The organism is Devosia sp. SL43 (assembly GCF_021729885.1).
GTDB lineage: Bacteria > Pseudomonadota > Alphaproteobacteria > Rhizobiales > Devosiaceae > Devosia.
The window spans coordinates 159,358-182,316 of sequence record NZ_CP063401.1 but is presented as its reverse complement, the minus strand read 5'-3'; the positions used below and the strand labels follow the sequence as shown (position 1 = coordinate 182,316).

Below are 22,959 nucleotides of genomic sequence, written 5' to 3'. Positions count from 1 at the left end.
TGGGTTCTGGGCGTTTTCCGATGAGGCGGACGCGCAGATTTGTACGGCGCACACGACACTGTCCGGAATTTCGGACAGCTAGAGATCGATGTTGTGGCGCTTCAGCTTTTCATAGAACTGCGACCGGGACACGCCCAGCCGCAATGCCGCTGCCGATTTCTGGCCACCCGTGGCTTCGAGGGCATCGAGAATTGCCTGCCGTTCGGTGTCCGCAACGGCATTGGCCAACCCCTGTCGCGGCGCACCCAAGCGCGCAGCGCCAGGTGGTAGCGCGCGAGCGATAACCCCGGCATCCATCACTTCGCTCGGCGCCATTGCCGCCGCTCGCTCCAGTACGTTGCGCAATTCGCGCACATTGCCCGGCCAGGCATGGCCCTGCAGCAGCTTGATGGCTTCTGGTGTGATCACCCAGCCGCGCTGGTCGCCCGCCCGCATGGTCTGCTCCAGCAGCGTCTCACATAGCAGTGCCATATCCTCGCGCCGATCGCGCAGCGGCGGCACATGTACCGTCAGGACTGCGACGCGGTAGTATAGATCGGCGCGGAAGCTCTTGTCGGCGATCTTGGCTTCGAGGTCCTGCGACGTCGCGGCGATGATGCGCACGTCGATCTTCTTGACCGTATTGGAGCCCAGCGCCTCGATCTCGCCCTCCTGCAAGACGCGCAGAAACTTGGCCTGGATGCCCAGCGGCATGTCACCGATTTCGTCGAGAAAGAGTGTGCCGCCATGCGCCAGTTCGAACTTGCCCTGCCGCGCCTTCTTGTCGGCACCGGTATAGGCGCCGGGCGACACGCCGAAGAACTCGGCCTCCAGCAGCGCCTCGGGCACGGCTGCCATGTTAACGGCCACGAATGGCCCATCGGCGCGGTCAGATTGCTGGTGGATGGCATGGGCCAGCAACTCCTTGCCGGTACCGGTCTCACCCAGGATCAGCGCCGCGCCATCACGCAGCGCGAAACGGCGCACCATGGCCTTGAGCTCCTTGACCGTCTCGCTCTGGCCGACAAAGCTCGACAGCGAATACTTGGTTTGCCGCTCTCGTGTGAGCGCGGCCTGCGCCCTGGTGAGTTGCTTCTGCAGCGCCTCGAACTTGTCGAGGATGGGGGCGAGGTAGTCGACATTGTCGTAGAACACGAAGCCGATCGCGCCCTCCACCGCGCCCGATGCATCCTTGAGCGGAATACGGCAGACAACGAACTGGCGGTCATCGAAGTTCATGATGTCGAGCAGGATCGGGCGGCCTGTCTCGACCACGCGGCGCAGCAGTGAATGGGGGAGGATGTCTTCCACCGGCAAGCCGATCGGATCGAAATCGGGCGCGAGCTTGAGCAATTCGCGGTAGCGCTTGTCCATCCAGGTAATGCGCGTCTGCGCATCTACAATGATGGCGCCCTCGAAGAAGTCCCGCAGCAGGCTGAAAGCACCAACTGCCTCTTCGATGCTGGCCAAGCCATTCGCCGCTGGCCAGCGTTCGGTTGGTGTAGGCGCCATGGCTGGTCTCGTTTCCATTGCTTGGATGGGCGAGTCTAGTCCCCACTCATGGCTGGGGCAACGGCGTCACGCCCGCTCGACGCAGAGCGCTACGCCCATTCCGCCGCCGATACACAGGGTTGCCAGGCCCTTGCGACCACCGCGCCGCGCCAGTTCATGCAGCAGCGTCACCAGCACTCGGGCACCCGATGCCCCGATGGGATGCCCGATGGCAATGGCACCACCATTCACGTTGACCTTGTCAGGATCCCAGCCCATGGCCTGATTGACCGCACAAGCCTGCGCCGCAAAGGCCTCGTTGGCCTCGATCAGATCGAGATCGGCAACCGTCCAGCCGGCCTTGGCCAGCGCCTTGGTCGAAGCCGGTATTGGTCCCGTGCCCATTACTGCGGGGTCGACCCCCGCCGTCGCCCAGCCTGCAATCCGTGCCAGTGGCGTCAGGCCCCGACGCGCGGCCTCATCGGCGTGCATCAACACCAGTGCGGCCGCGCCGTCATTGATGCCCGACGCATTGCCGGCGGTGACCGTGCCATCCTTGTCAAAGACCGGCCGGAGCTTGGCCAAGGCTTCCGCACTGGTATCGGCGCGGATGTATTCGTCGCTGTCGACGATGACGTCGCCCTTGCGCGTCTTGACCGTCACCGGCGCGATCTCGGCCTTGAACCGCCCCGCTTGCTGCGCTGCGGCGGCCTTCTGTTGCGAGGCCAGGGCAAAGCCATCCTGTGCCGTCCGGTCGATGCCGAACTGTTTGGCGACGTTCTCAGCGGTGATGCCCATGTGGTAGCCGCCAAAGGCGTCGATCAGGCCATCGACCACCATGGTATCGACCAGCGTGATCGGCCCCATTTTTGTCGGTGCCCGCAATTGCTGGCAGTGCGGCGCCAGCGACATCGATTCCTGTCCACCCGCGACGATGATCCGCGCATCACCGGTCGCGATCTGCTGCATGCCGAGCGCCACGGCGCGCAGCCCCGAGCCACAGACTTGATTGAGGCTCCAGGCCGTCGCGCCTTGAGGAATGCCAGCGCGCATCGCCGCCTGCCGGGCCGGGTTCTGCCCGGCACCGGCCGTCAACACCTGGCCCAGGATCACCTCATCCACATCGCTTGCGTCCACACCGGCGCGCTGCAGCGCCGCAGCAACGGCTGTCGCGCCCAGTTCATGTGCCGGCACAGTAGCAAGCCCGCCCATGAACGCCCCGACGGCCGTGCGCGCCGCACTGACAATGACGATGTCGCTCATGCCAGCGCCCTCAGGCTCTGTCCGATGCTGAACTTCGCCTCGGTCTTGGCGGTGATTTCCTCAACGGTGACCCCGTCAGCCAGTTCGATCAGCACCATGCTGGGTTCGCCACGACGTTCCAGCGTGAACACGCCGAGATCGGTGATCACCATGTCGGCCACGCGCGGGCCAGTAAGCGGCAGCGTGCAGGCCTTGAGCAGCTTGGGCTCGCCCTTGGCCTCATGCTCCATCACCACCACGACGCGCTTGACGCCGGCGACCAGGTCCATCGCTCCGCCCATGCCCTTGACCATCTTGCCCGGGATCATCCAGTTGGCCAGGTCGCCATTCTCGGCCACCTGCATGGCGCCCAGGATGGAGAGATCGATGTGCCCGCCCCGGATCATGCCGAAGCTGTCGGCGCTGGAGAAGAAGCTGGTCAGCGGGAGCTCGGTGATGGTCTGCTTGCCGGCATTGATCAGGTCCGCGTCTTCCTCACCGGCAAAGGGAAACGGGCCCATGCCCAGCATGCCGTTCTCGCTCTGCAGCCGCACGTCGATGCCATCGGGGATGTAATTGGCCACCAGCGTCGGAATGCCGATGCCCAGGTTCACATAGAAGCCGTCCTGCAATTCGCGCGCGGCGCGTTCCGCCATCTGTTCGCGGGTCCAGGCCATCAGTTCGCCTCCGCCATGGCGCGCGGCCGCACCGTACGCTGCTCGATATGCTTGACCGGGTTGGGCACATGCACCAGTCGCGACACGAAAATGCCCGGCGTATGAATCTGGTCGGGCTCGATTTCGCCGACCTCGACCAGATGCTCGACCTCGGCGATGGTTACCTTACCGGCTGTTGCCATCATTGGATTGAAGTTCCGCGCCGTTTTGCGATAGACGAGATTGCCCTCGGCATCGCCCTTCCAGGCATGCACGACCGACACGTCGGCCACCAAGCCGCGCTCCATCACATAGTCCTCGCCGTCGAAGCTGCGCACCTCCTTGCCATCGGCGATGATTGTACCCACGCCCGTCTTGGTGAAAAAGGCCGGTATGCCCGCGCCCCCGGCCCGGATGCGCTCGGCCAGCGTGCCTTGCGGGGTAAATTCAAGCTCCAGCTCGCCCGACAGGAACTGCTGAGCGAAGAGCTTGTTCTCGCCCACATAGGACGAAATCATCTTCCTGATCTGGCGGGTCGCAAGCAGGCGACCGAGACCGACGCCATCGACGCCTGCATTGTTGGAAATGACCGTGAGATCACTGACGCCCGAGCGCTCGATCCCCTCGATCAGAGCCTCGGGAATGCCGCAAAGGCCAAAACCGCCCGACATGATGGTCATGCCGTCGGCCAGCACGCCGGCCAGCGCTTCGGCTACAGTCTCATGGACCTTACGCATGTGGGTCCCTCCTCCTCTGGTGGTCTTTTGCCTACGCTAGGTCTTGCCGCCCGGCAGGAGTTAGTCGTATTTCTACGACATGATTGCAGCGCTACAGTTTGCTTTGGCCGATATTCCGGTGCCCATGGTCTATGCGACGCACCGCATCATCCGCGACTGCAATGCGGAGTTTGCGGGCCTGTTCGGCTATCGTCGCGAAGAGCTTGTCGACACGAGCTTCTCACGCCTTTACCCCGCCATCGCAGATTTCGTGCGCACCGGTGACATGTGGCGGCATCACCTGCCCGGCGGAGCAGTCTATTTCGACGAGCGGATCATGGCGGGGGCCGATGGCAAGCGCTTCTGGTGCCGAGTCAACGGGCGATCGCGTGATCTGAGCGATCCATTCGCGGCGGCGCTTTATTGCTTTGAACCCATGAGCCGGCCGTTGACCCAGACAACGCTCAAACTCACCGGGCGGCAACGCCAGATACTGACGCTAGTGGCGCAGGGCAAGACCAGTACCCTAATTGCCGAGGAGGTTGGGCTGTCGCGGCGGACAGTGGAGGCGCATCGGCTGCGGCTTGCTCGTTCGGTCGGCGTGGCCAACTCGGCGGAATTGGTGGCCTGGTTCCTGTCGCAGCCGTCGGCGTGACCCTCGATGTCTTGGGAAGACTTAGGGTGCCTGGAACACGAAAAAACGAGCCGTCAGGGCCTGTCTGCAGGGCATTTTTAAGGCGTTGCTAGCCATGGTGAGCGTAGCAACGGCATTGCAACCCACGCATTCAGGAATGCGTAGGAGTTTGCGAGCATGGTACGGCCATGCACAGGCCAAAGGGCAAATCGACACAAGTTCGGCAGGGCACTGCGACCGGAGCGTCGCAGCTGGCCAGTTACGTCGACGACCCAAACACCATGCTCGAGGCCGAGCGTCTCCTGGGCGGCAGAACCCGCGACATCAAGTTGTCGGGATCGCTGGAGCGAGCCTTTCGAGATCGTACGTGGCGTCAGACCGCCAAGATCATCAGATCGTGGATGGTCTGGGTGATCGTGCTCGACATTCTCACCCTGTCCATGAACCTGCTCCTGCTGCCTCGGGCGCAAGCGGTCGCCATGCTGGCCCCGGGCGCTATAATTCCTTTAGCCGCTCTGGCCATACATATGGTTTGGAGAGAGCGTCGCCCGGGCTGGCTGCTGGGCGGCGCCCTGAATGCAGGCATGTTCCTGATCCTCCTGGCCGTTTGCTGGATGGGGGCAGCAGCAGGCGGCTTATGGCAGGAGCGCTACCTCTATGTGATGATGTTCGTGGGCATCGTCGGCATAACCACCTTCAGCGTTCCCATGCCCACCATTTTGGGAATCGCGACAAGCTGCCTCGCCCTTTACCTAACGTTCCAGCTGCGCAATCCACTGATCGGTCTGTCCGAGGCCATTGCTGCTTTCTTCTTCTTTGCCTGCGGCGTGGTCGCTGTCGTATTCGCGCGCCGAACCATGTCCGTATTGGCCAAGAAGGCTTTCCTCCTCGAACTTAGGGATGGCGCCCGGCTGGCCGCCCTGACCCAAGCGAATGAGCGACTAGATCATCTGGTGAAAGTCGATCCTCTCACGGGCGTGGCGAACCGCCGATGGATGACAGAACTTCTCAACGCGCTCGCGGGCCATCCGGACGACCTCCGCGGAAGCACGTCGCTCCTGATGTGTGACATTGATTGCTTCAAGGCGCTGAACGATCGTCTTGGGCACGCTCACGGGGATCGCTGCCTCGTCGAAGTCGCTGCGATAATTGATCGAAGCGTCAGGAGTGGATCGGACCACGTCGCCCGATATGGAGGAGAGGAATTCCTGGTTATCCTTCCGGACACGACTGCCGACGAGGCGTTTCTCGTTGCTGAGCAGATCCGAAAGAACATTGCTCACGCGGCCTTGCCCAACCCGGGGTCCAATGTGGCAACGATGGTCACCATCAGCATCGGCGTCGCCGCACGGACGGGCAGTGAAGGATGGACCGCGGACAAGCTGCAAGTCGAGGCGGATCTCGCGCTCTACCGGGCAAAGAGGGAGGGTCGCAACCGAACCGTGCTGTTCGGCGCACCCGAACTGACCAAGCAAGTGATCGCTGCGGGTGCTGCTTAGCCGCTGGCCATGGGCCGGACTAGAGGTGCTATATTGGCTTGGACCGCCCCGAGGAAACTTCAGGATCGATCGAGATCGCGCCAGGGAGCGCCGATGGAAGCTATCGGTCAGGCAGGCCGAGCGTTCGCAGGGTCTGCAGGATGTTCTCGCCCGCGCTGACGAAGACGGGGCTGCTATTCTGCGTCGGCGGTCGCACGTTTGATATCGTCGAGTTGGGTCGCAATTGCATCGCCGTGGCTATGGCGGCAGCCGCCTCGGCGTGGCGCCCCAGGCGTTCGTAAGCGGTGGCGAGCAGCATGTGTGAGCGGCCTGATGCCGGGGTAATGGCGATCGAACGCTCCAGCCATGACACGGCCTCGGCATTCCGGTCCATCAGCAGATTGGTCCAGCCAGCGCCCAGCAGCCAGGTCCAGCGCGATACAGACGGCGTGTCATATCGATCCGCCAGCTCGAAGGTGGCGAGGGCCTCCGGGAGGCGACCAAGGTTCAGCTGGCCAAGGCCAACAAGGTAAAGCGAAGAGCCGTCCCAGGGGTTGAAGCTCAACACCTGCGCGCAGGCGACGAGACTTTCGGCGAAGGCGTTGGTGGCGCTGAGGAAGCGGCATTGGGCCTCGAGCACCGCAATGGAGCGTGGTCGCGCCGCAATAGCGCGTTTGAGCAGGGCCTCGGCATTGCTCGCGGCGGCGGCTCGCTTGTTCGCATCATACCAGACCATCTGGATGCCGCGCATTTGCAGCGCGGCAAGAGCGATCTGCACGTCGACATTGTCTGGCTGGTTCGCCAGCGAGCCCTCGAGCATTGCCTGTGCCGCGGCAAAACGCTCATGGGTCGTCTGGTTGATCGAAGCCGTGGCCTGCTCGATTGCCACCCGGCCGCCTGTCGAAGCATCACGGACTGAACCGGCGCCTTCGACCAAGTCGTTGAGGAGACGTGCGAGTTTATCCCCCAGGCCAGCGGCGAGCCGAACCTGCTGCAACTGAGCACCGAGCGCGCTGCTGTCGACAGTCACGGGGGCGAGACTGGTGATCGTTCCGGTGGCGCGCTCGGTCAGCCGCGCCTTGAGCGTCCACGAATCACCCTCCTCGCGCAACTCGCTCCTGATGATGAGGTCCGGCGGTGCTCCGGATGCGTCATCATCGGGTGCCGTGACCTTGATGTTGCCGATCCCGGACAGACCGTCGATCAACTGATCGGTAACGCCTGCTGCTGTTACGGCGCCATCGGCATCGCTGCCGGAATAGACGATCGGCAGGACCGCAAGGGTCATAGTTGTCGGCGGCGCAAACCGGGCTGAGGCAACTGATGCTACGCCGGCAATGACGCAGAGCATCGCAAAGCCCGCGACAACCCAGCGGCTGCGCCAGTTGAGCGATGTACGCGACCTCACCGTTTCGGAGTGGGCGGCAGTTGTTGTCTCGGCGTTGGACGCACGTTCTGCATCCGGCCCGGTCACCACGGTCTCCAGCACATAGCCGCGCCCCGAGACGACCCTGATCAGCTGTCGCTGGTCGTCGCTGAGCGCGACGCGCAGTTCGCGGATGCATTGAAACAGGCTGTCATCGGCAACATGGATGTTGGGCCAGACGGCCGCCATCAGTTCCTGCTTGTCGACCACCCTGCCTGGATTGTTTGCCAGGAACACCAGCAAGTCGAAGCTCTTTGGACGCAACTTGGTCGGAGCGCCGTCCGGTCCGCGCAGTTCGGCGCGTCGCTCATCGAGCTCAAAGCCGGCGAAGCAAAGCATCTGGTCCCCACTGCTGTGTCCGGCTCCCTTCTGTGGTGGAGAGCGCGGCCAGCCCTTCGGCAGCAGATATCAGAAAGATATCAGAATGTCCGCCCTGCATCTTCAGGACTTTGCCGACGTGACGCTGCATCACTGAGACTCAGTCGTGCGACCAACTGACCCTGCCAGTCCTGGGGCCGGTTCTGTTTGCGCGGCGGGTGAGTGGGGCATTGTCGGTCATGTTTTTTGCTGCAGTAACGCGTGCGCATGCGGAGTTGGTCAACGCGCTCGTGGGGTTGGCTCTTTTCGCGGGCCTCGCCGTTGCGATGGTTCAGCCGGCAATGGCAGCCAGTACGGCATGTGGGCTGATCAATTCTGATTGGGCCGGTGTCGTGACCCCGGTGGGGGACGAGTATTTCCTTGAGTATTCTGGGTTGTATCCTGGTGAGGTCATCACCTATTCGGTCACGACCACCGGAAGTACAAACGACCCTCAAAATGACCCGAATAGCGGCCCAGGCTTCGCCGTCTACATCAATCAAGGGAGCGGCAATTATGATGTTGTGCTGGAGCAATACGCTGGCAGCGGCGCCGAACTGAACCTGAGCGGGCAATATACCGTCAGCGCCAACCCGGACATCACCCTCTATGCGTGGAGCAGCATAAGTAATCCTGGCAAGTCGCATGCTCTGATCAGTTGCGCCGGTACGCCGGTGGTGACGGGTGTCAGCCCCACCAGCGGCCCGACTGCCGGCGGAACCAGTGTCACGATCACCGGAACGGATCTCCTCAACGCAACAGCCGTTCGCTTTGGTGCGACCAATGCGGCATCCTTCATCGTCAACAGCGCCACCAGCATTACGGCGACGTCCCCCGCGGGGACTGGCACGGTGGACGTGACTGTGACCACACCAGGCGGCACCAGTGCGACCAGCGCGGCCGACCAGTTCACCTATGTGGCTGCGCCAACCGTCACGTCGCTTAGCACGACTGCAGGCCCCACCGGGGGCGGCACGACTGTCACCATAGTGGGCACCGGCTTCTCGATTGCGACGGCCGTAACGTTCGGCGGCACTCCGGCTTCCACCTTCACAATCAACAGCCCCACCAGCATTACCGCAGTTGCCCCCGCCGGAAGTGCCGGAACAGTGGATGTCCGGGTGACGACCGTTGGCGGCACCAGTGCGACCGGCCCGTCCGACCAGTTTACTTATGTGCCGCGGCCGACGGTTACATCGCTGACAGCGACTGCCGGGCGGGCCACGGGCGGTATGATTGTGATCATTACCGGCACGGGCTTCGCGGCGGCGCCCGGGGTAGGTGCCGTCAAATTCGGTGGCACCACCGCATCGTATATAATCACCAGTAATACCCAGATCGCGGCGACATCGCCGGCGGGTTCCGGCACGGTGGACGTGACCGTGACGACTGTGGGTGGCACGAGTGCGTATAGCGCTGCCGACCAATATACCTATGTACCAGCGCCAACAGTGACGGGGGTTTCTCCATCTGGCGGGCCGACGGGCGGAGGGACAACGGTCACGATTATCGGCACTGGATTCCTGCGGGCGCCGGCGACCTGGGCCGTCTACTTCGGTGGGACGGCCGTCTCCTACACGGTGGATAGCGACACCCAGATCACGGCCACCTCGCCAGCGGATGTCGGCACCGTGGATGTGACCGTAACGACAGTGGGTGGGACGAGCGCGACCAGCGCTGCTAGCCAGTTTACCTACGTGCCGGCACCAACCATTGTTCTGGTCGGCCCGGACGCCGGTCCGACGGAGGGCAGGTCCGTTGGCATATATGGCACCAACCTCTTGGGCGCGACGGCCGTGACGTTCGGTGGCATCGCGGCTACCGATTTTTCGGTCGTCACCGACACGGCCATGTTCGCAACGGCTCCTGCCGGAAGCGCCGGAACAGTGGATGTCCGCGTGACAACCTTGGGCGGCACCAGTGCTATCGATGCGGCTGCCCAGTTCACCTATGTGGCGGCGCCGACGGTCACGTCGATCACGCCGACTGCCGGTCCGACGATGGGCGGCACGAGCGTCATCATCACCGGCAACGACCTGTCGGGGACGACGGCGGTGACATTTGGCGCCACGCCAGCCACCGGGTTTACAGTCGATAGCGACAGCCAGATCACCGCAGCGGCGCCAGCGCTGAGCGCGGGAACCGTAGATGTCAGGGTCACCACAGTCGGGGGCACCAGCGCCACCGGCGCGGCGGATCAATTCACCGCAGTGGCGGCGCCCGCTGTCACCTCCGTAAGTCCGAATGTTGTGCCGGCCGGCGTCAGTACAACGGTCACCATCACCGGCACCAACCTGAGTGGAGCCAGTGCGGTGACATTCGGGTTCGGGGTGGCTGCCAGCAGCTTTACGGTCAACGGCGATACCAGCATCACCGCAACGTCTCCACCATTGGCCGGCAATGCCTATGCGATGCTCGTGACGACCGTTGGGGGCACGAGCCCGGTTGTCATTCCGGCTCTGCTTACCGTCGTGGCGGCGCCGACGATTACCGGCCTCAGCCTCGCTTCGGCGCCCAATGCTGGTGGCTCAACCGTAGTCATTACCGGCACGGAACTGACTGCCGTGACAGGGGTGAGCTTTGGCGCCACTCCGGCTGCCTTCGCGATAGACACCGACACGCAGATCACAGCCATCGCGCCGGCGGGCGTGGGTCATGTCAACGTGCAGGCGACCAGTATCGGTGGCACCAGCCCCGATACCGCTGCGGATGACTTTGTCTATCTCAGCATCGCGGATGCGCCCATGGCTGCAACCGCCGTCGCGGGCGATGGACAAGCCACCGTGACCTTTACGGCTCCCGCACATGACGGCAACAGCCCTATCACGCTCTATACCGCCACCGCTTCGCCCAATGGCGCAACCGGCACCCTTGCCGGCCCCGGCGCGGGAACAATAACGGTCGCCGGCCTGACCAACGGGCAAGCGTATACCTTTACCGTGACGGCAACGAACGACGAAGGTGACAGCATTGCGTCGGCGGCATCCAACAGCGTCATGCCCAAGGGCAACCAAACGATCACCTTCGCCAATCCGGGCAACCAGAATTTCGGCACGAACCCGACCTTGAGCGCCATGTCGACCTCGGGCGCGACGCCGACCTTTACCTCGACCAGTACAGGTGTCTGCACGATCACCCCGTCCGGGTTGTTGACCTTTGTCGCTGCGGGGACATGCGCCATCGACGCAGATGAGCCAGGTGGCACCGCTTGGAATGCTGCTGCGACGGTGTCGCAGAGCTTCACCGTCAACGCCGTCGTTCCGGACGCGCCTGTCATGGTTGGCGCGACCATCAGCGGAACCACGGCGGAGATCTCGTTTACGCCCGCTTCGACCGGAGGCTCACCCATTATCGAGTATACGGCTACGGCAGTACCAGGCGGCGGAACCGCGACCGGGATAACAAGCCCCATTGCCTTTGGCGGCCTGACGATCGGCCAAAGCTATAGCTTCACCGTGACCGCCAGAAATTCTGTGGGCACTGGCAGCGCCTCGGGCGCCTCCAACACCGTGACCGCCAACACAGCGCAAACCATCACCTTTCCCGATCCAGGCCTGCTTCTGGCTGGGGGCAATGCGACGCTGACCGCCACGGCAAGTTCCGGCTTGCCAGTGAGCTACAACACTACGACCCCTGCCGTTTGCTCGGTGACGACAAGCGGGGCGCTAAGCCTGCTGACAGCAGGCGCCTGTATCGTCGAGGTCAACCAGGCGGGTGACAGCACCTATCTCGCTGCGCCCACGGTGTCGCTGAGCCTGGCCGTGGCGCCCGGCTCGGTGACGCTCACCCCAACGACCGGCGCCTTGCCGGATGGCAAGGTCGGCGACGCGCATACGCAAGTCTTCTCGGCTGCCGACGGCACGGCCCCTTATGTTTTCGGCGTTTCGGCTGGCACGCTTCCAGCCGGCCTGACACTGACGGGCGATACCCTGTCGGGCACGCCGACGGCAGCTGGCACATTCGGCTTCACTGTCACGGCAACCGACGCCAATGGCGTCTCGGCCAGTGCCGCCTATACGCTGGTGGTCGTGCCATCGGCCGTCATCACCCTGACACCGGCAGCTGGCGCCTTGCCTGATGCCATGGCGGGCGAGAACTATACCGAGACTGTCGTCGCCAGCGGCCAGGTCGGCGCGGTGACCTATGCCGCCACGGGCACGCTGCCCGCAGGGCTGGCGGTTGGCGCGACCAGCGGTGAAATCACCGGATCGGTCGATGTGGGTGCGGAAGGCGACTATAGCTTCACAGTCACAGCGACCGATGCCGACGCCAATACGGCCTCGGTGAGCTACACGCTCAAGGTCCTGGTCCGCGAAGTCACGGTGGAGAACAAGGCCGTCACCGTCCCGGCCGGCAGCACGCCAGTACCGGTCAACCTGACGGCGGGGGCGACGGGCGGTCCGTTCAGTGGCGGGGAGGTCGTGGGAGTGTCACCACCCCAGGCCGGCACGGCGTCGATAACCGGCGCCGACGTGGCGGCGATCGATAGCGATTACGACGCCATCTACCTCAGGTTCACGCCCAATCCGCAATATACCGGAACGGCACAGATCACCTACGCGCTGACGAGCACGCAGGGCGCGTCGGCCCAGGGCACTGTCGCCTATACGCTGACGGCCGACCTCGGGGCCGTCGCCCAGGCGATCCAGCCGATCTCCGACGGCTTCATCAGCACGCGGTCCGGCCTGATTGCCGGGGCGGTCGATACGCCCGGACTGCAGGACCGTCGCTCCGCGGGCAGCGCGCAGCTGCCCGGGACGATATCGGTGACGCCGTCGGGCAATTCGATGACGATGAACTTTGCCGCGAGTACGCTGGCGGCCACTGCGGCATCGACTGCGGCCGAGAGCCTGGTGAGCGCGCCGGTGGACGAGGGCGGTCTCAACTTCTGGATCGATGGAACGGCAACGCTGCATTTCCGCAATGACAGTGTCGGCGACCATTGGGGCAGCCTGGCCCTGGCATCGGTCGGTGCCGACATGCTGCTGACTGACGACCTGCTGGTCGGCGTGGCCCTGCATGCCGACTGGATGGACGACGTCACCGGGGCAAGCCGCACGGCGGGCACGGGTGTTCTGGTGGGGCCGTATGTCTCGGCCGAGCTGGTGGAGGGGGTGTTCCTCGACGCCAGCGCCTATTACGGCCAGAGCTGGAATACCATCACCAGTGGCCTGTTCAGCGGGACGTTCGAAACCCACAGGCTGCTGGCCAAGGCCAGCCTGTCGGGCCAGTGGCAGCTGAGCGACAACCTGATGCTGCAGCCGGCGGCCAACCTGTTCTACCTGCACGAGGAGGCAGGCAACTATGCGGTGTCGGATGGCCTGGGCAATACCGCCAACATTGCCAGCTTTGCGCTGGACCAGTTGCGGGCCTCGGTCGGCGCGACGTTGCGCTACAGCATCGATGTCGACGGCAATCTGGTCATCACGCCCTTCCTGGGCGTCGAACTGGGGCTGGGCGTGACCAATGGCACAAGCAGCCGTTTCGGTACCCTGTCGACGGGATTCGACGTTACGGGTCTTGGCGAGTGGACCCTGGGCTTTGGCGTCGAGGCTGGGATCGACAACGGCACCTTGCGATCCATCTCGGCAACCGGGCGGGCGCGGGCAAACTTCTAGAGGGGCCGTCTTCGCAGACGCGCCTCGATGGGCCAACAGATCGGAGCGCGTTGAGGACCTTGCTTCGCAGATGCGCTTAGCCAGTCGAACTAGTGGCCCGATCGTCGCCCGCTTCATGGGGCATCAGAAGAAGCCTTCCGTGATCTGGCAGGCGGAATAACCGCCCCGTCCGATTTCAGAAATGAGCTGTCGACGCCGCGCGCGCTCGGCGCCAAGATCACTGGTCGGAGCGACGCGCAACAGCTGCGCCTAGCCCCTTACCTGGCCGCGATTCTTGGCAAAGCTGCAAGAATCCTGCGATGGGGCATGAGCAACGGTGTCAGATCACCTCCCCTCCCCCGCGCGCAAGCATTTCCTGAGTGTGCCAGGACAAATCGGTGGCACGCTTCGATTGCGTCCGTGACAATCCATCGAGCGACCGCCGGCCCGGTTCAGAGGCCGTTTTGGCCCAATCCCGACGCCTAACCATGAGACGCTGGCGCCATCGTAGGTTAGCAAACCGAAGCCTCGAGGCGGGTTCGGCAAACGTGCATTTGTGGCCGTGCGGGCGTTATTGGACATGAGAGCGTATAGCGGAGTCAGGCACCTCGGCGCCGCGTCCGCGCCCCCTAGAGTGTGCCAGACCAATTTCCTCGGCAGGCTTCAATGCGGTTGCTGACATTGAGCGAGCGGCCGCCGGCCCGGATCCCAATCCCCGAACCAGAATTGGTGAAGCGCACGCCGTCGCAGACTAGCAAGCCGAGGCCTGCGCGGCCCTACAAATGTTCAACTTTGTCGCCGTGGGCTTCTTCTCCGACAGGTAGGCAACCCCGATAACTGCCAATAGCCACGTCGCGCAATTAGTCTGAAGTAACAGCTGCGGCACGTCTTCTGTCATTAAAGAATCTTACAAAACGCTTTTCAACCAGATGATGATAAATTACGCCAAATACAATACTAAAGGCGATTGAGCAAATGAATATCGCCAACCATGAGTTGGTACCCCCAAGCAATCGAGCGACAACGGAGACAATAGAAAGATGCACTAGATATATTGAGTATGAGGCTCCGCCTAACGAAACCAGAATATTCGGGACTATGATTTTACGTCCGCGCTCCAGCATAATAAGAGCCGTGGTAAAAGGGGCCATGGCCACACCAAATCCCACCTGTGCCTCAAGAGAATTTCCAGCCAGGACAAACGTCGTCAAGCCTGCAACCCCGACTAAAAGCGGCACAGGCCACCATTGGCTGCTCACTCTTTTGACAATGACGGCCGAAAGCATCCCTGCGATGAACATCAAATTCAGTGGATGCAAAGCGACCGTAAGAAGCGGAATGCCAATTGCTGACCATATGCCGGTGATCCAAAAGCCTAATATTGCGGCACCCCATGCCAGCACCACCAGCGCGAATGGTCGCACGAAATAAAACAGACCGAACAGTACGTAGAATATTATCTCGTGCTGCAAAGTCCAGGCAACCGCAACAGCTGATACTTGTCCGGTCGGAATTAATGTGAGCGTTGAAACCACACCCCAATCCTTATTTGACATGGAAATCTGTGGGAATATCGTATAAATTAGCATCATCGTCACTGCGACAGGCAGGTACGGCGCAAATATTCTAGTAAATCTTTTTAAGAAGTAGCTACCTGCTTGCTTTGCACCAATTTTATCTGCTCCATGTGAGTATAATATTATGAACCCACTCAGCACGAAGAAGAAATTGAACCCAACACTCCGCTGGCTAAGCTCGGATATCCAGCCAGGGACCGATGTCGTCCATAACTGTGCGGTAGCTGCAGCGTGATGTATTACTACAGCACAGGCGGCTATTGCTCGACCGGCTTGCAAGACACGAAGAATCCCGCTTTCGGCGAAGAAATGGGTCTTCTCAGTCATATTTTTCGCCGAAGTTCATGAACTTATCTATTGAAGGTGCGGCCTGAACGGGCCGCTCACGATCGCGTGGCGTGGGTTTGGCTCATCTGTCAGCCCTATGCAAGTCTGTGGGCCCAATCATTTCCTGTGAGAAATCCGACCTCTCCGGCGCCATCCGCAAGACCGGTTTTGTGAGTCTGCACAGCTACGTATACCTAGATTGTCCAAAATGGGCTGCTGCCGGTGCAGTGGGCGCGCGGTTAAGCGGCCGCCTGCCCGTCAGAGACCCGCTTGGCCGAATCGTACGCCCAAACCGGAATTGGTGGTGATGCGCACGCCATCGCAGCAGGCTGGCAAACTGAGGCTCGGCGGTTCGGCAAAAGTTCAACTTTGTGGCCGTTCCGGGCGCTATTGGACGTCTTAGCGATTTCGATGGTGGCTCAATCAGCGGCACCTGCGAATTATTGTTAGCTGTGCTAACAGTGTCAAACGTTGGTGGGGGTCCGTCTCTCGACACCGTGACCTGCTCTGCCCGTAACTTGCCGCATTTACTGGCCTTCTTGATGCAGTCGAGGAGGACGAAGATGAACGTGCATTGGCCTTGCTTACGGCGGCAACAGCGAGCCGCTATTTTGGCTCTGCAGAAATTCGGGCCATGCGACTTGCCGCTCCAATTGGGTGAACAGCTGACTAGTCTTGGCCTCGTTGAGCCTCTTGTGCAGGGCGGATACTGCATTACCCCCTTAGGCCAAAGCATCACAGCGTCCGCACAACGCATTGCGCTAGGGCACAGTGGGCTCTCATCTCCGGCCAAGCTACACTTCGCCTAGGTCAGAGTATAAGATCCAGGCTTGCCCCAGCCAGAAATGATGACCGTTCAGCCACTGCTTCGCACAGGCGCCGGCTCTCCTCCACTCATATGGTGGCGCATTGACGTATGCCGATCTCGGTGCCCCGCATCAATTCTCCTGTGATGGGTATGTCTTGGGAATTGCTTGCAGGCACGCTTTGTGCGTCTATTGATGCGAGCTAGGTCGCGGTCGGACACGTGGGGTTAGCGTTCAGAAGGATGACCAAGGTCAATACAACGGTCGAAACAGGCCTTTAGGCCATGCAGGACCGCCCGTATTGCCAAGCCGGGGCGAGGTATGGCAGCTGCAATTGCTGACGAGGTAAAACAGATAACCTTAGCACTAACCGTGACTTCGGGACGCAGTGGAACAAAGCTGCTTACTGTTCTCCTTTGCGAATGTCTCGGATTGGCAGCACAGCACGAACCTGCCCCAAGGGCAAATTACGTAATGCGCTCCTTGCTAAGTGCGCCTACTGCAGCTCCACTTTGGCTGATCGCGGAGAAGTTGCCAGCTATGCTGGCCGCTGCCCGAAACAGCTTCTATGCGGAAACTTCCCACCTCTTCTGCAAAGGACTAATTGAGCCCATTATCGACCTTGGTATCAAACCCAAGCTAATTCTGCTATCCCGGCCAGCTCGAGAAGTAGCGTTGAGCTTGTTCCAAATGAACGTAATTCCGGAACGCACCGAAAATGGCCGCCTCGTACTATTAGGGCCAGCAGATAAGGGCATTCAAAACTACGGGCATTGGTCGGACTATCAACTCTGCTACTGGTATGCTCGCGAAATCGAGAGTATGCAAAATCGCTACCGAGAAACTTCGGCATTGAGAAATATTGATTGCCTTTCAGTAAGTTTCCATGATTTGGGATCGATTCATGTACTTGAGCGGCTTAGCACCTTCTTGACTGGGAGCAAGCTCGATGAACGCGCAAAGCAAAGGTTAGCAGGCGTTATGGCGATCAATCAAAACTCTAGGAGGGCAGCGTCGGGAAGAGAGGAAGATCGAACAATCACATTTGATCCGGAGCGTGAGGAGGCAATCGTAGACGAGACATTTGTGTCAGCTAGGTTGTCTTCAACTCCTCAAAATCTCGGCTAGGCTGCGCACCATTAGCGCTTGAGAAGGCCGCACTAGTTGACTGTCCGGACTTGTGACTTTCTCCTTTAATAGGGCAAGATCGGCAGGTTGACTGGCACTATTTTCTCCCCGCAACCCGAAGATCTTCAACGATGATTTCCGTGGCCAATCGAGGCACTGGCTCGGATCGTCGCACTAGGGATTACAACACGCATCGACCATACTCCTCGCTTGGAAATTTCGCGCGAATGAGTTGCGACGCTACCGGCTCCGGAAAACAGACCCTACAGGGCCAAAGATCAACTAAAGGACAATCCTAAAACCGGCGAGAACTTGGGCCCTCAAACGCAAGGTCAGCTGCCGTACAAGCCGCGTTTTAACATAGGCGTTGCCTGGCGATATTGATTCTCCAGCATGGGCTCAACCTCTTCAATTTCATGGATGGCATTGACGGCATCGCTGGCAGCCAGGCGATCCTGCTGCTGTTGGGTGGCAGCGCCATCTGGTGGCTGGGCAACCCCGCCGCCGCAGACTTTTCGGCCTTCTGGCTCGCACTGGCCGGCGCTGCTGCCACCGGTGGCTTCCTGCTGCGCAACTGGCCACCCGCCAAAATCTTCATGGGCGATGCAGGTTCTAATGTGCTCGCCCTGCTCATTTTTGGGGTTGCGATCAGCACAGTAGCCGAAGGGCAAGTGGCCTACCAAACCTGACTGATCCTGCCGGCGGTGTTCGTAACCGACGCGACGGTAACGCTTCTGCGTCGCTTGCTTCGTGGTGAACGTCCCTGGCACGCCCATCGGCGGCATGCCTATCAGCAGTTATCGAGGGTATGGGGGCACCGCCGCATAACCCCGGTCTATAGCGGACTCACACTGTTCTGGACCCTCCCCCTTGCATGGGCGGCCCAGCACCTGACGGTTTGGAGCTGGTGGCTGGTGCTGCTGACCTATGTCCCGCTGGTTGCCCTTTCCCTCCGCGCCAATGCAGGTGGCGCAAACGCGGGGGCCACATCGGCGCAAGGCGAGAAGTGCGACCCGCTGCGGTCGCGTAAGGTGATGCCAATCAAGGTTCATTTCCGCACCTTTCCATAGGCGATTAAGAGCGGAATGAGTGTGGCGAGTTGCCCGCCCTTCGCATTCCTATCCAGCACGTGGTTTTGTCGGCCCTGCTTTGGGCAAGTGGCCCGCCGCCCAGCATCCCGCTACCACTCGGTCTCGCACTCGCAGGCCCGACTCCCTTCATTATCGTTGCTTGTGGGCCTTTGGTGGCTCAACCTCTTCAATTTCATTGATGGCATTGACGGGATTGCCGGCAAGGCAACCAAGAAGTTCATCTATATTTTCTGCGCTGCCGTCCGCAAGGCGACAACAATATAGAACCCAACATCGCCAAATATCGTGACTACCCGCCCGACAACGACTGCTAGAAGTACTTGGTCCGGTTGAATGATTTCTCTCAACAAGAACAATAGAACGGCTTCTCTAACACCAAGGCCGGCGGGCGCGCCGGGAGTGACAAGTCCTGCCAACCAGGCAATCACATAAGCCCCGGCTATAGATGGGTAAGCCCAAAGCGGAACAACACCTCCGACCGCTTGTATGATCCACAAGAAAACTGCACCAGAAATGCCAATGAACCCCAAGTAATACATCGACGCTCGGATTAAACCCCAACCGAAGAAACGCAATATAACTGAAATAACGAGCACTAGTATCACGGCAAAGGCCGCAACACTCGCGAATGAGCTACCCTCCGAGTCGATCAAAAGGGATAGAACTAGGGGCGCAAACATAACGCCACCTAAAACAAGCATGGCAAGCTCTAGACCGGTGGATTTTACTAGGCTCCTGCCATCAATTCCGGCAGCAACCCCAATGACTTGCCGCCCTGCAAACTGGAAGATATTCCCGGGTACATATTTGGCGAGTTGCGAGGTTGCATAGGCCTGTAGGGCCCACGTCCACGATGCGGTTACGTTGAGAAACCCGAGTAGAGACCACCAACCCCGCGCGAGAAGCACATTGGATGCGCCATAAACAGCTGCCAATACGATAAAGGCGGCGTATGAGTGTAAGGAAATGCTGCCTAAATCTATTCGTGCCGAATAATCCCATAGAAGCAGCCCAACAAAAACAATTCCCGAGACCGCAAGAAGGGATCCAATTAAATTCAGTCCCTTCTTGACGCCGGGACTCAGCAATGATGCCATCGTTAAACTTTTTGCCTGCAATGCAGCATAGTCCAAGGAAAGGGTGACAAGACTTCCAGAATTTCAAAATGGCGCTCAACTAGAGCAACTATGCCCGCCTTGGACCAATGGTTGAGATGGCCAGGCGTGTTACCTAGGTCAGAAATATACTTTCCACGAACAAGGTTCAACACACGCCAAATTGGCTCGCGCGGCACGCTGATTATGAGATCGGCGTCAACAATGCCGCGCAACGCCTCAAGCGCCTGTTCAGGCTCTTCCAGATGCTCCATGACCTCGCAGCACACGATCAACGGGGCACTGTCTCGACCAGGAAGCATCTCGTAAATGCTGCGGACTTCGAAGCTTGCCGCGTCGGCGCCCTCCGCTAGTGCGTTAGCCTTTGCCATTTCTATGACCTCGGACGAAAAATCGGTTCCGCGCGCGTCAATGTTTGCGCTCATCCACCGCAATGTCCAATATCCCTCGCCGCAGCCAACCTCATGAATTGACGAAGGATCGATTTTACGCACTAGCCCGCTAAGCGCATCATCGAACCCTTCAACAAGACGCCGAGCGATTGGGTTGGACGTACCATACTTGTCGTAGGTGTTTCCAATGACGACCCCGTCCTCGGCCTTTCCACCAGCCACCTTAACCGTCATTTTGGAGCCCTTCCAATGGCAGCTTATTCGTCGCTGGCTTGGGTACTAAGTTCGCTCGCTGTGCATAACGAATGTCCTCCAACAACCGACGATTTGCGGCGATGACATCGGCAAGAAATGCGACCAGCAGGGATTGAAACCCCATCACCAACAAGGCACCAGCCAGGATTAACGATTGGATATTCCCCTGGCCTTCGCCTATAAAATAGTAATACAAGAAGCGCATCACGGCCAATCCGCCAATAAGCAGCAGGAAGGCAGCAATCGTGCCAAAAAAACGAGCCGGCTGATAAACTACGAATATGCGTACAATCGTGAAAATAGAGCGCGTGATGTACGAGCCGATACTTTTGACCAGACGCGATGGCCGCAGATCAGCATTCACTCTAATGGGAACGTTGACAATCTTCAGGTTTTTTCGACCTGCCTGGATAATCGTCTCCAGCGTATAGGTATAGTTGTTGAACACGACAAAATGCTGCGCGGCATTGCGACTAATGGCGCGAAAGCCGCTTGGGGCATCCGCGACGTCCGTGCCACTCGTAACGCGGACGACAAAGCTACCCAACTTTTGCAACAGCTTCTTCGTGATAGAAAAATGCTCGACAGTTGAAATTGGACGCGTACCAATCACCATTTCCGCTTCGCCTCTGACAACTGGCGCAGTTAGTGCGGGAATGTCTGCGGCATTGTATTGGTTGTCCGCGTCAGTATTGACGATAACGTCGGCACCGCAGCGGAGACAGGCGTCTAGCCCGGTCATGAACGCATGTGCTAGGCCACGGTTACCAGTGTGGCGCACAATGTGGTCCACCCCGTATTCTTGTGCGACGCGTATCGTATCGTCTGTACTACCGTCGTCGATAATAAGCCATTCTACGATATCGAACCCTTCGACTTCTCGAGGAAGGTCTGTTAGGGCGACGCCCAAGGTTTCTGCTTCATTGTAGCAGGGAATTTGAATCACAAGCTTTTTCAATAGATTTAGCTCTCTTGGAGTGGGCAGTTCTGCCACGATCCGAAGTGCCACTTGGTGACGTCCAACTTTTTAAGTCGGGGTGAAAGAGCCACCAGTGGTTGTTATGACCTATGTGGCCGGGTAGACTGAATGTCAGGTCGCTAGCTGAAGGTGTCGCTACATTGATGACGGACTTATATTGTTCTTGTACAGTAAATACCTCGGGCGTTTCGTGCTGCTGCTCAATCTAAACGCCGTCTTCATGTGTGTCCAAAGCATCATATAACTTTCAAGTGAAGCATGTCGATACCGACGCTTCTCGAAGTCGACAAATACTCCAGTGAGTTGCCTTTATGCGAATTTCGGTTTTTGGCTCCGGCTACGTCGGCCTCGTAACAGGCGCTTGTTTGGCTGATGTCGGTCACATCGTCCAATGCGTCGACGCCGACGAGCATAAGATTGCGGAACTCAATCGGGGTGACATGCCGATCTATGAGCCCGGTATCGAGCAGCTAGTAGAACGGAACAGGGAGGCCGGACGGCTTGTGTTCAGCACTGACGCCGAAGCTGGATGCCGGTTCGGTGACATTATCTTCATCGCCGTTGGCACTCCGCCTGGCGAAGACGGATCAGCAGATTTGAAGTACGTGCTCACCGTTGCTGACACGATCGGCGAACACATGGACCGCTACAAGGTTGTGGTCAACAAATCCACGGTGCCAGTTGGGACCGGGGACAGAGTTGCGTGGCAAATCGGTGAAGCGCTACGCCTGAGGGGCGAAAGCATAGACTTCGATGTGTGCTCAAACCCTGAGTTTCTCAAAGAAGGAAGCGCCATCGACGACTTCACTAGGGCCGCCCGCATCATTGTCGGCACAGATTCCGAGCGCGTGCGCCAAGCAATGCAGGAGTGCTACGCACCCTACAACCGGAACCACGACAAGCTGATGTTCATGGATGTTCGCGCAGCTGAACTCACAAAATATGCAGCCAATACAATGCTCGCGACTAGGATCAGCCTGATCAATGAGATTGCCAATATCGCTGAGCGGTTGGGCACTGACGTAGAGCAGGTCCGCCTCGGCATCGGCTCTGATCCCAGGATCGGCTTTCATTTCATTTATCCAGGCGCCGGCTATGGTGGGTCGTGCTTCCCCAAGGATGTGCGCGCCCTTATCCACACGGCAGAAAATGTCGGCCTTGAGGTACCGCTGATCAGTGCAGTCGAGCGTACAAACGAAATACAAAAGACGCTCCTGCTCCGTAAGCTGGAACAGATATTTGACGGTGACCTGAAAAATCGCACTGTGGCCGTATGGGGTTTGGCCTTTAAGCCAAATACCGACGACATGCGTGAAGCGCCCAGCCGGGTGCTTATCGAAGGCCTGACGGCACTTGGGGCCCAGGTGAGGGCGTATGATCCGAAGTCGACAGAAATAGCCCGCGAAATCTTTGCAAACAAAGCTGGCGTCACCATCCTCGATAGTCAAGAGGACGCCGTGCAGGGTGCAGATGCGCTCGCTATCTGCACCGAATGGAAACAGTTCCGAATAGTCGACTTTGACTGGCTGAAATCAACTCTGAAGCACCCAATTATAGTGGACGGTCGCAATCTGTATGAACCCACCGCCCTTCGGGAGCACGGCCTACTATACTATGCGGTGGGGCGTGGCGATTCATCCAGTCTCTATAGAGGCGCCAATGTGGGCGGACGTTCCGATCACCGCTCAGGCTCGAAGTAATTTTATAGTATTG

At 59.8% G+C, this 22,959-nt stretch carries 15 protein-coding genes; 6 read left to right on the top strand and 9 right to left on the bottom strand.

Annotated elements, in window-relative coordinates; translation table 11 throughout:
• Positions 1-78: 78 nt before the first annotated feature.
• From IM737_RS00855 to IM737_RS00840, 4 genes are all read right to left on the bottom strand, one after another.
• A complete protein-coding gene (locus IM737_RS00855; protein ID WP_236897603.1) occupies positions 79-1,491 on the bottom strand; it encodes a sigma-54 interaction domain-containing protein in 1,413 nt (470 codons plus the stop codon).
• Positions 1,492-1,557: 66 nt separating this feature from the next.
• The gene (locus IM737_RS00850; RefSeq protein WP_236897601.1) at positions 1,558-2,733 is read right to left on the bottom strand and encodes an acetyl-CoA C-acetyltransferase; all 1,176 of its coding nucleotides are present in this window, start codon (positions 2,731-2,733) and stop codon (positions 1,558-1,560) included.
• Positions 2,730-3,389 (bottom strand): 3-oxoacid CoA-transferase subunit B, encoded by a 660-nt coding sequence (locus IM737_RS00845; protein ID WP_236897598.1) that lies wholly within the window; start codon positions 3,387-3,389, stop codon positions 2,730-2,732. The genes IM737_RS00850 and IM737_RS00845 overlap by 4 nt, the downstream gene beginning before the upstream one ends.
• Entirely contained in the window at positions 3,389-4,105 is a 717-nt protein-coding gene (locus IM737_RS00840) for a CoA transferase subunit A (protein ID WP_236897596.1), read from the bottom strand. Before IM737_RS00840 ends, IM737_RS00845 begins: the two co-directional genes overlap by 1 nt.
• Before the next feature lie 79 nt (positions 4,106-4,184).
• Between IM737_RS00840 and IM737_RS00835 the strand changes: the two genes are divergently transcribed.
• Positions 4,185-4,739, top strand: a complete 555-nt coding sequence (locus tag IM737_RS00835; protein WP_236897594.1) for a helix-turn-helix transcriptional regulator — start codon at positions 4,185-4,187, stop codon at positions 4,737-4,739.
• 167 nt (positions 4,740-4,906) lie between these two features.
• The gene (locus tag IM737_RS00830) at positions 4,907-6,217 is read left to right on the top strand and encodes a GGDEF domain-containing protein (RefSeq protein WP_236897592.1); all 1,311 of its coding nucleotides are present in this window, start codon (positions 4,907-4,909) and stop codon (positions 6,215-6,217) included.
• A gap of 100 nt (positions 6,218-6,317) precedes the next feature.
• On the opposite strand, the gene IM737_RS00825 is transcribed toward IM737_RS00830, so the two are convergent.
• Entirely contained in the window at positions 6,318-7,961 is a 1,644-nt protein-coding gene (locus IM737_RS00825; protein WP_236897590.1) for a winged helix-turn-helix domain-containing protein, read from the bottom strand.
• A 218-nt stretch (positions 7,962-8,179) separates the two neighbouring features.
• Here IM737_RS00825 and IM737_RS00820 point away from each other — a divergent pair, with 218 nt between their 5' ends.
• A complete protein-coding gene (locus IM737_RS00820) occupies positions 8,180-13,597 on the top strand; it encodes an IPT/TIG domain-containing protein (RefSeq protein WP_236897588.1) in 5,418 nt (1,805 codons plus the stop codon).
• 839 nt (positions 13,598-14,436) lie between these two features.
• Here IM737_RS00820 and IM737_RS00815 read toward each other — a convergent pair.
• Positions 14,437-15,480 carry an acyltransferase family protein gene (locus IM737_RS00815; RefSeq protein ID WP_236897586.1) on the bottom strand — a complete coding sequence of 348 codons (1,044 nt, stop codon included), beginning with the start codon at positions 15,478-15,480 and terminating at the stop codon, positions 14,437-14,439.
• A gap of 1,127 nt (positions 15,481-16,607) precedes the next feature.
• On the opposite strand from IM737_RS00815, the gene IM737_RS00810 reads away from it, so the two are divergent.
• Together IM737_RS00810 and IM737_RS00805 are read left to right on the top strand one after the other, a co-directional pair.
• Positions 16,608-17,414 carry a hypothetical protein gene (locus IM737_RS00810; protein WP_236897585.1) on the top strand — a complete coding sequence of 269 codons (807 nt, stop codon included), beginning with the start codon at positions 16,608-16,610 and terminating at the stop codon, positions 17,412-17,414.
• Between the two features lie 380 nt (positions 17,415-17,794).
• Entirely contained in the window at positions 17,795-18,103 is a 309-nt protein-coding gene (locus IM737_RS00805) for a hypothetical protein (RefSeq protein ID WP_236897584.1), read from the top strand.
• A 623-nt stretch (positions 18,104-18,726) separates the two neighbouring features.
• On the opposite strand, the gene IM737_RS00800 is transcribed toward IM737_RS00805, so the two are convergent.
• Genes IM737_RS00800 through IM737_RS00790 form a run of 3 tightly spaced genes read right to left on the bottom strand, consistent with a single transcriptional unit; the run spans position 18,727 to position 21,276 of the window.
• Positions 18,727-19,602, bottom strand: a complete 876-nt coding sequence (locus IM737_RS00800) for a hypothetical protein (protein WP_236897583.1) — start codon at positions 19,600-19,602, stop codon at positions 18,727-18,729.
• Positions 19,603-19,604: 2 nt separating this feature from the next.
• The gene (locus tag IM737_RS00795) at positions 19,605-20,246 is read right to left on the bottom strand and encodes a class I SAM-dependent methyltransferase (RefSeq protein WP_236897582.1); all 642 of its coding nucleotides are present in this window, start codon (positions 20,244-20,246) and stop codon (positions 19,605-19,607) included.
• A complete protein-coding gene (locus IM737_RS00790) occupies positions 20,236-21,276 on the bottom strand; it encodes a glycosyltransferase family 2 protein (protein WP_236897581.1) in 1,041 nt (346 codons plus the stop codon). Before IM737_RS00790 ends, IM737_RS00795 begins: the two co-directional genes overlap by 11 nt.
• A 281-nt stretch (positions 21,277-21,557) precedes the next feature.
• Between IM737_RS00790 and IM737_RS00785 the strand changes: the two genes are divergently transcribed.
• Complete coding sequence (locus IM737_RS00785; protein ID WP_236897580.1) at positions 21,558-22,946, top strand: UDP-glucose dehydrogenase family protein; 1,389 nt, start codon at positions 21,558-21,560, stop codon at positions 22,944-22,946.
• Positions 22,947-22,959 lie beyond the last annotated feature (13 nt).

Excerpts from the sequence above, each read along its gene's own strand:
- IM737_RS00855 (WP_236897603.1), bottom strand. The coding sequence starts at position 1,491 with ATGGCGCCTACACCAACCGAACGCTGGCCAGCGGCGAATGGCTTGGCC.
- IM737_RS00850 (WP_236897601.1), bottom strand. The coding sequence starts at position 2,733 with ATGAGCGACATCGTCATTGTCAGTGCGGCGCGCACGGCCGTCGGGGCG.
- IM737_RS00845 (WP_236897598.1), bottom strand. The coding sequence starts at position 3,389 with ATGGCCTGGACCCGCGAACAGATGGCGGAACGCGCCGCGCGCGAATTG.
- IM737_RS00840 (WP_236897596.1), bottom strand. The coding sequence starts at position 4,105 with ATGCGTAAGGTCCATGAGACTGTAGCCGAAGCGCTGGCCGGCGTGCTG.
- IM737_RS00835 (WP_236897594.1), top strand. The coding sequence starts at position 4,185 with ATGATTGCAGCGCTACAGTTTGCTTTGGCCGATATTCCGGTGCCCATG.
- IM737_RS00830 (WP_236897592.1), top strand. The coding sequence starts at position 4,907 with ATGCACAGGCCAAAGGGCAAATCGACACAAGTTCGGCAGGGCACTGCG.
- IM737_RS00825 (WP_236897590.1), bottom strand. The coding sequence starts at position 7,961 with ATGCTTTGCTTCGCCGGCTTTGAGCTCGATGAGCGACGCGCCGAACTG.
- IM737_RS00820 (WP_236897588.1), top strand. The coding sequence starts at position 8,180 with ATGTTTTTTGCTGCAGTAACGCGTGCGCATGCGGAGTTGGTCAACGCG.
- IM737_RS00815 (WP_236897586.1), bottom strand. The coding sequence starts at position 15,480 with ATGACTGAGAAGACCCATTTCTTCGCCGAAAGCGGGATTCTTCGTGTC.
- IM737_RS00810 (WP_236897585.1), top strand. The coding sequence starts at position 16,608 with ATGGCAGCTGCAATTGCTGACGAGGTAAAACAGATAACCTTAGCACTA.
- IM737_RS00800 (WP_236897583.1), bottom strand. The coding sequence starts at position 19,602 with ATGGCATCATTGCTGAGTCCCGGCGTCAAGAAGGGACTGAATTTAATT.
- IM737_RS00795 (WP_236897582.1), bottom strand. The coding sequence starts at position 20,246 with ATGACGGTTAAGGTGGCTGGTGGAAAGGCCGAGGACGGGGTCGTCATT.
- IM737_RS00785 (WP_236897580.1), top strand. The coding sequence starts at position 21,558 with ATGCGAATTTCGGTTTTTGGCTCCGGCTACGTCGGCCTCGTAACAGGC.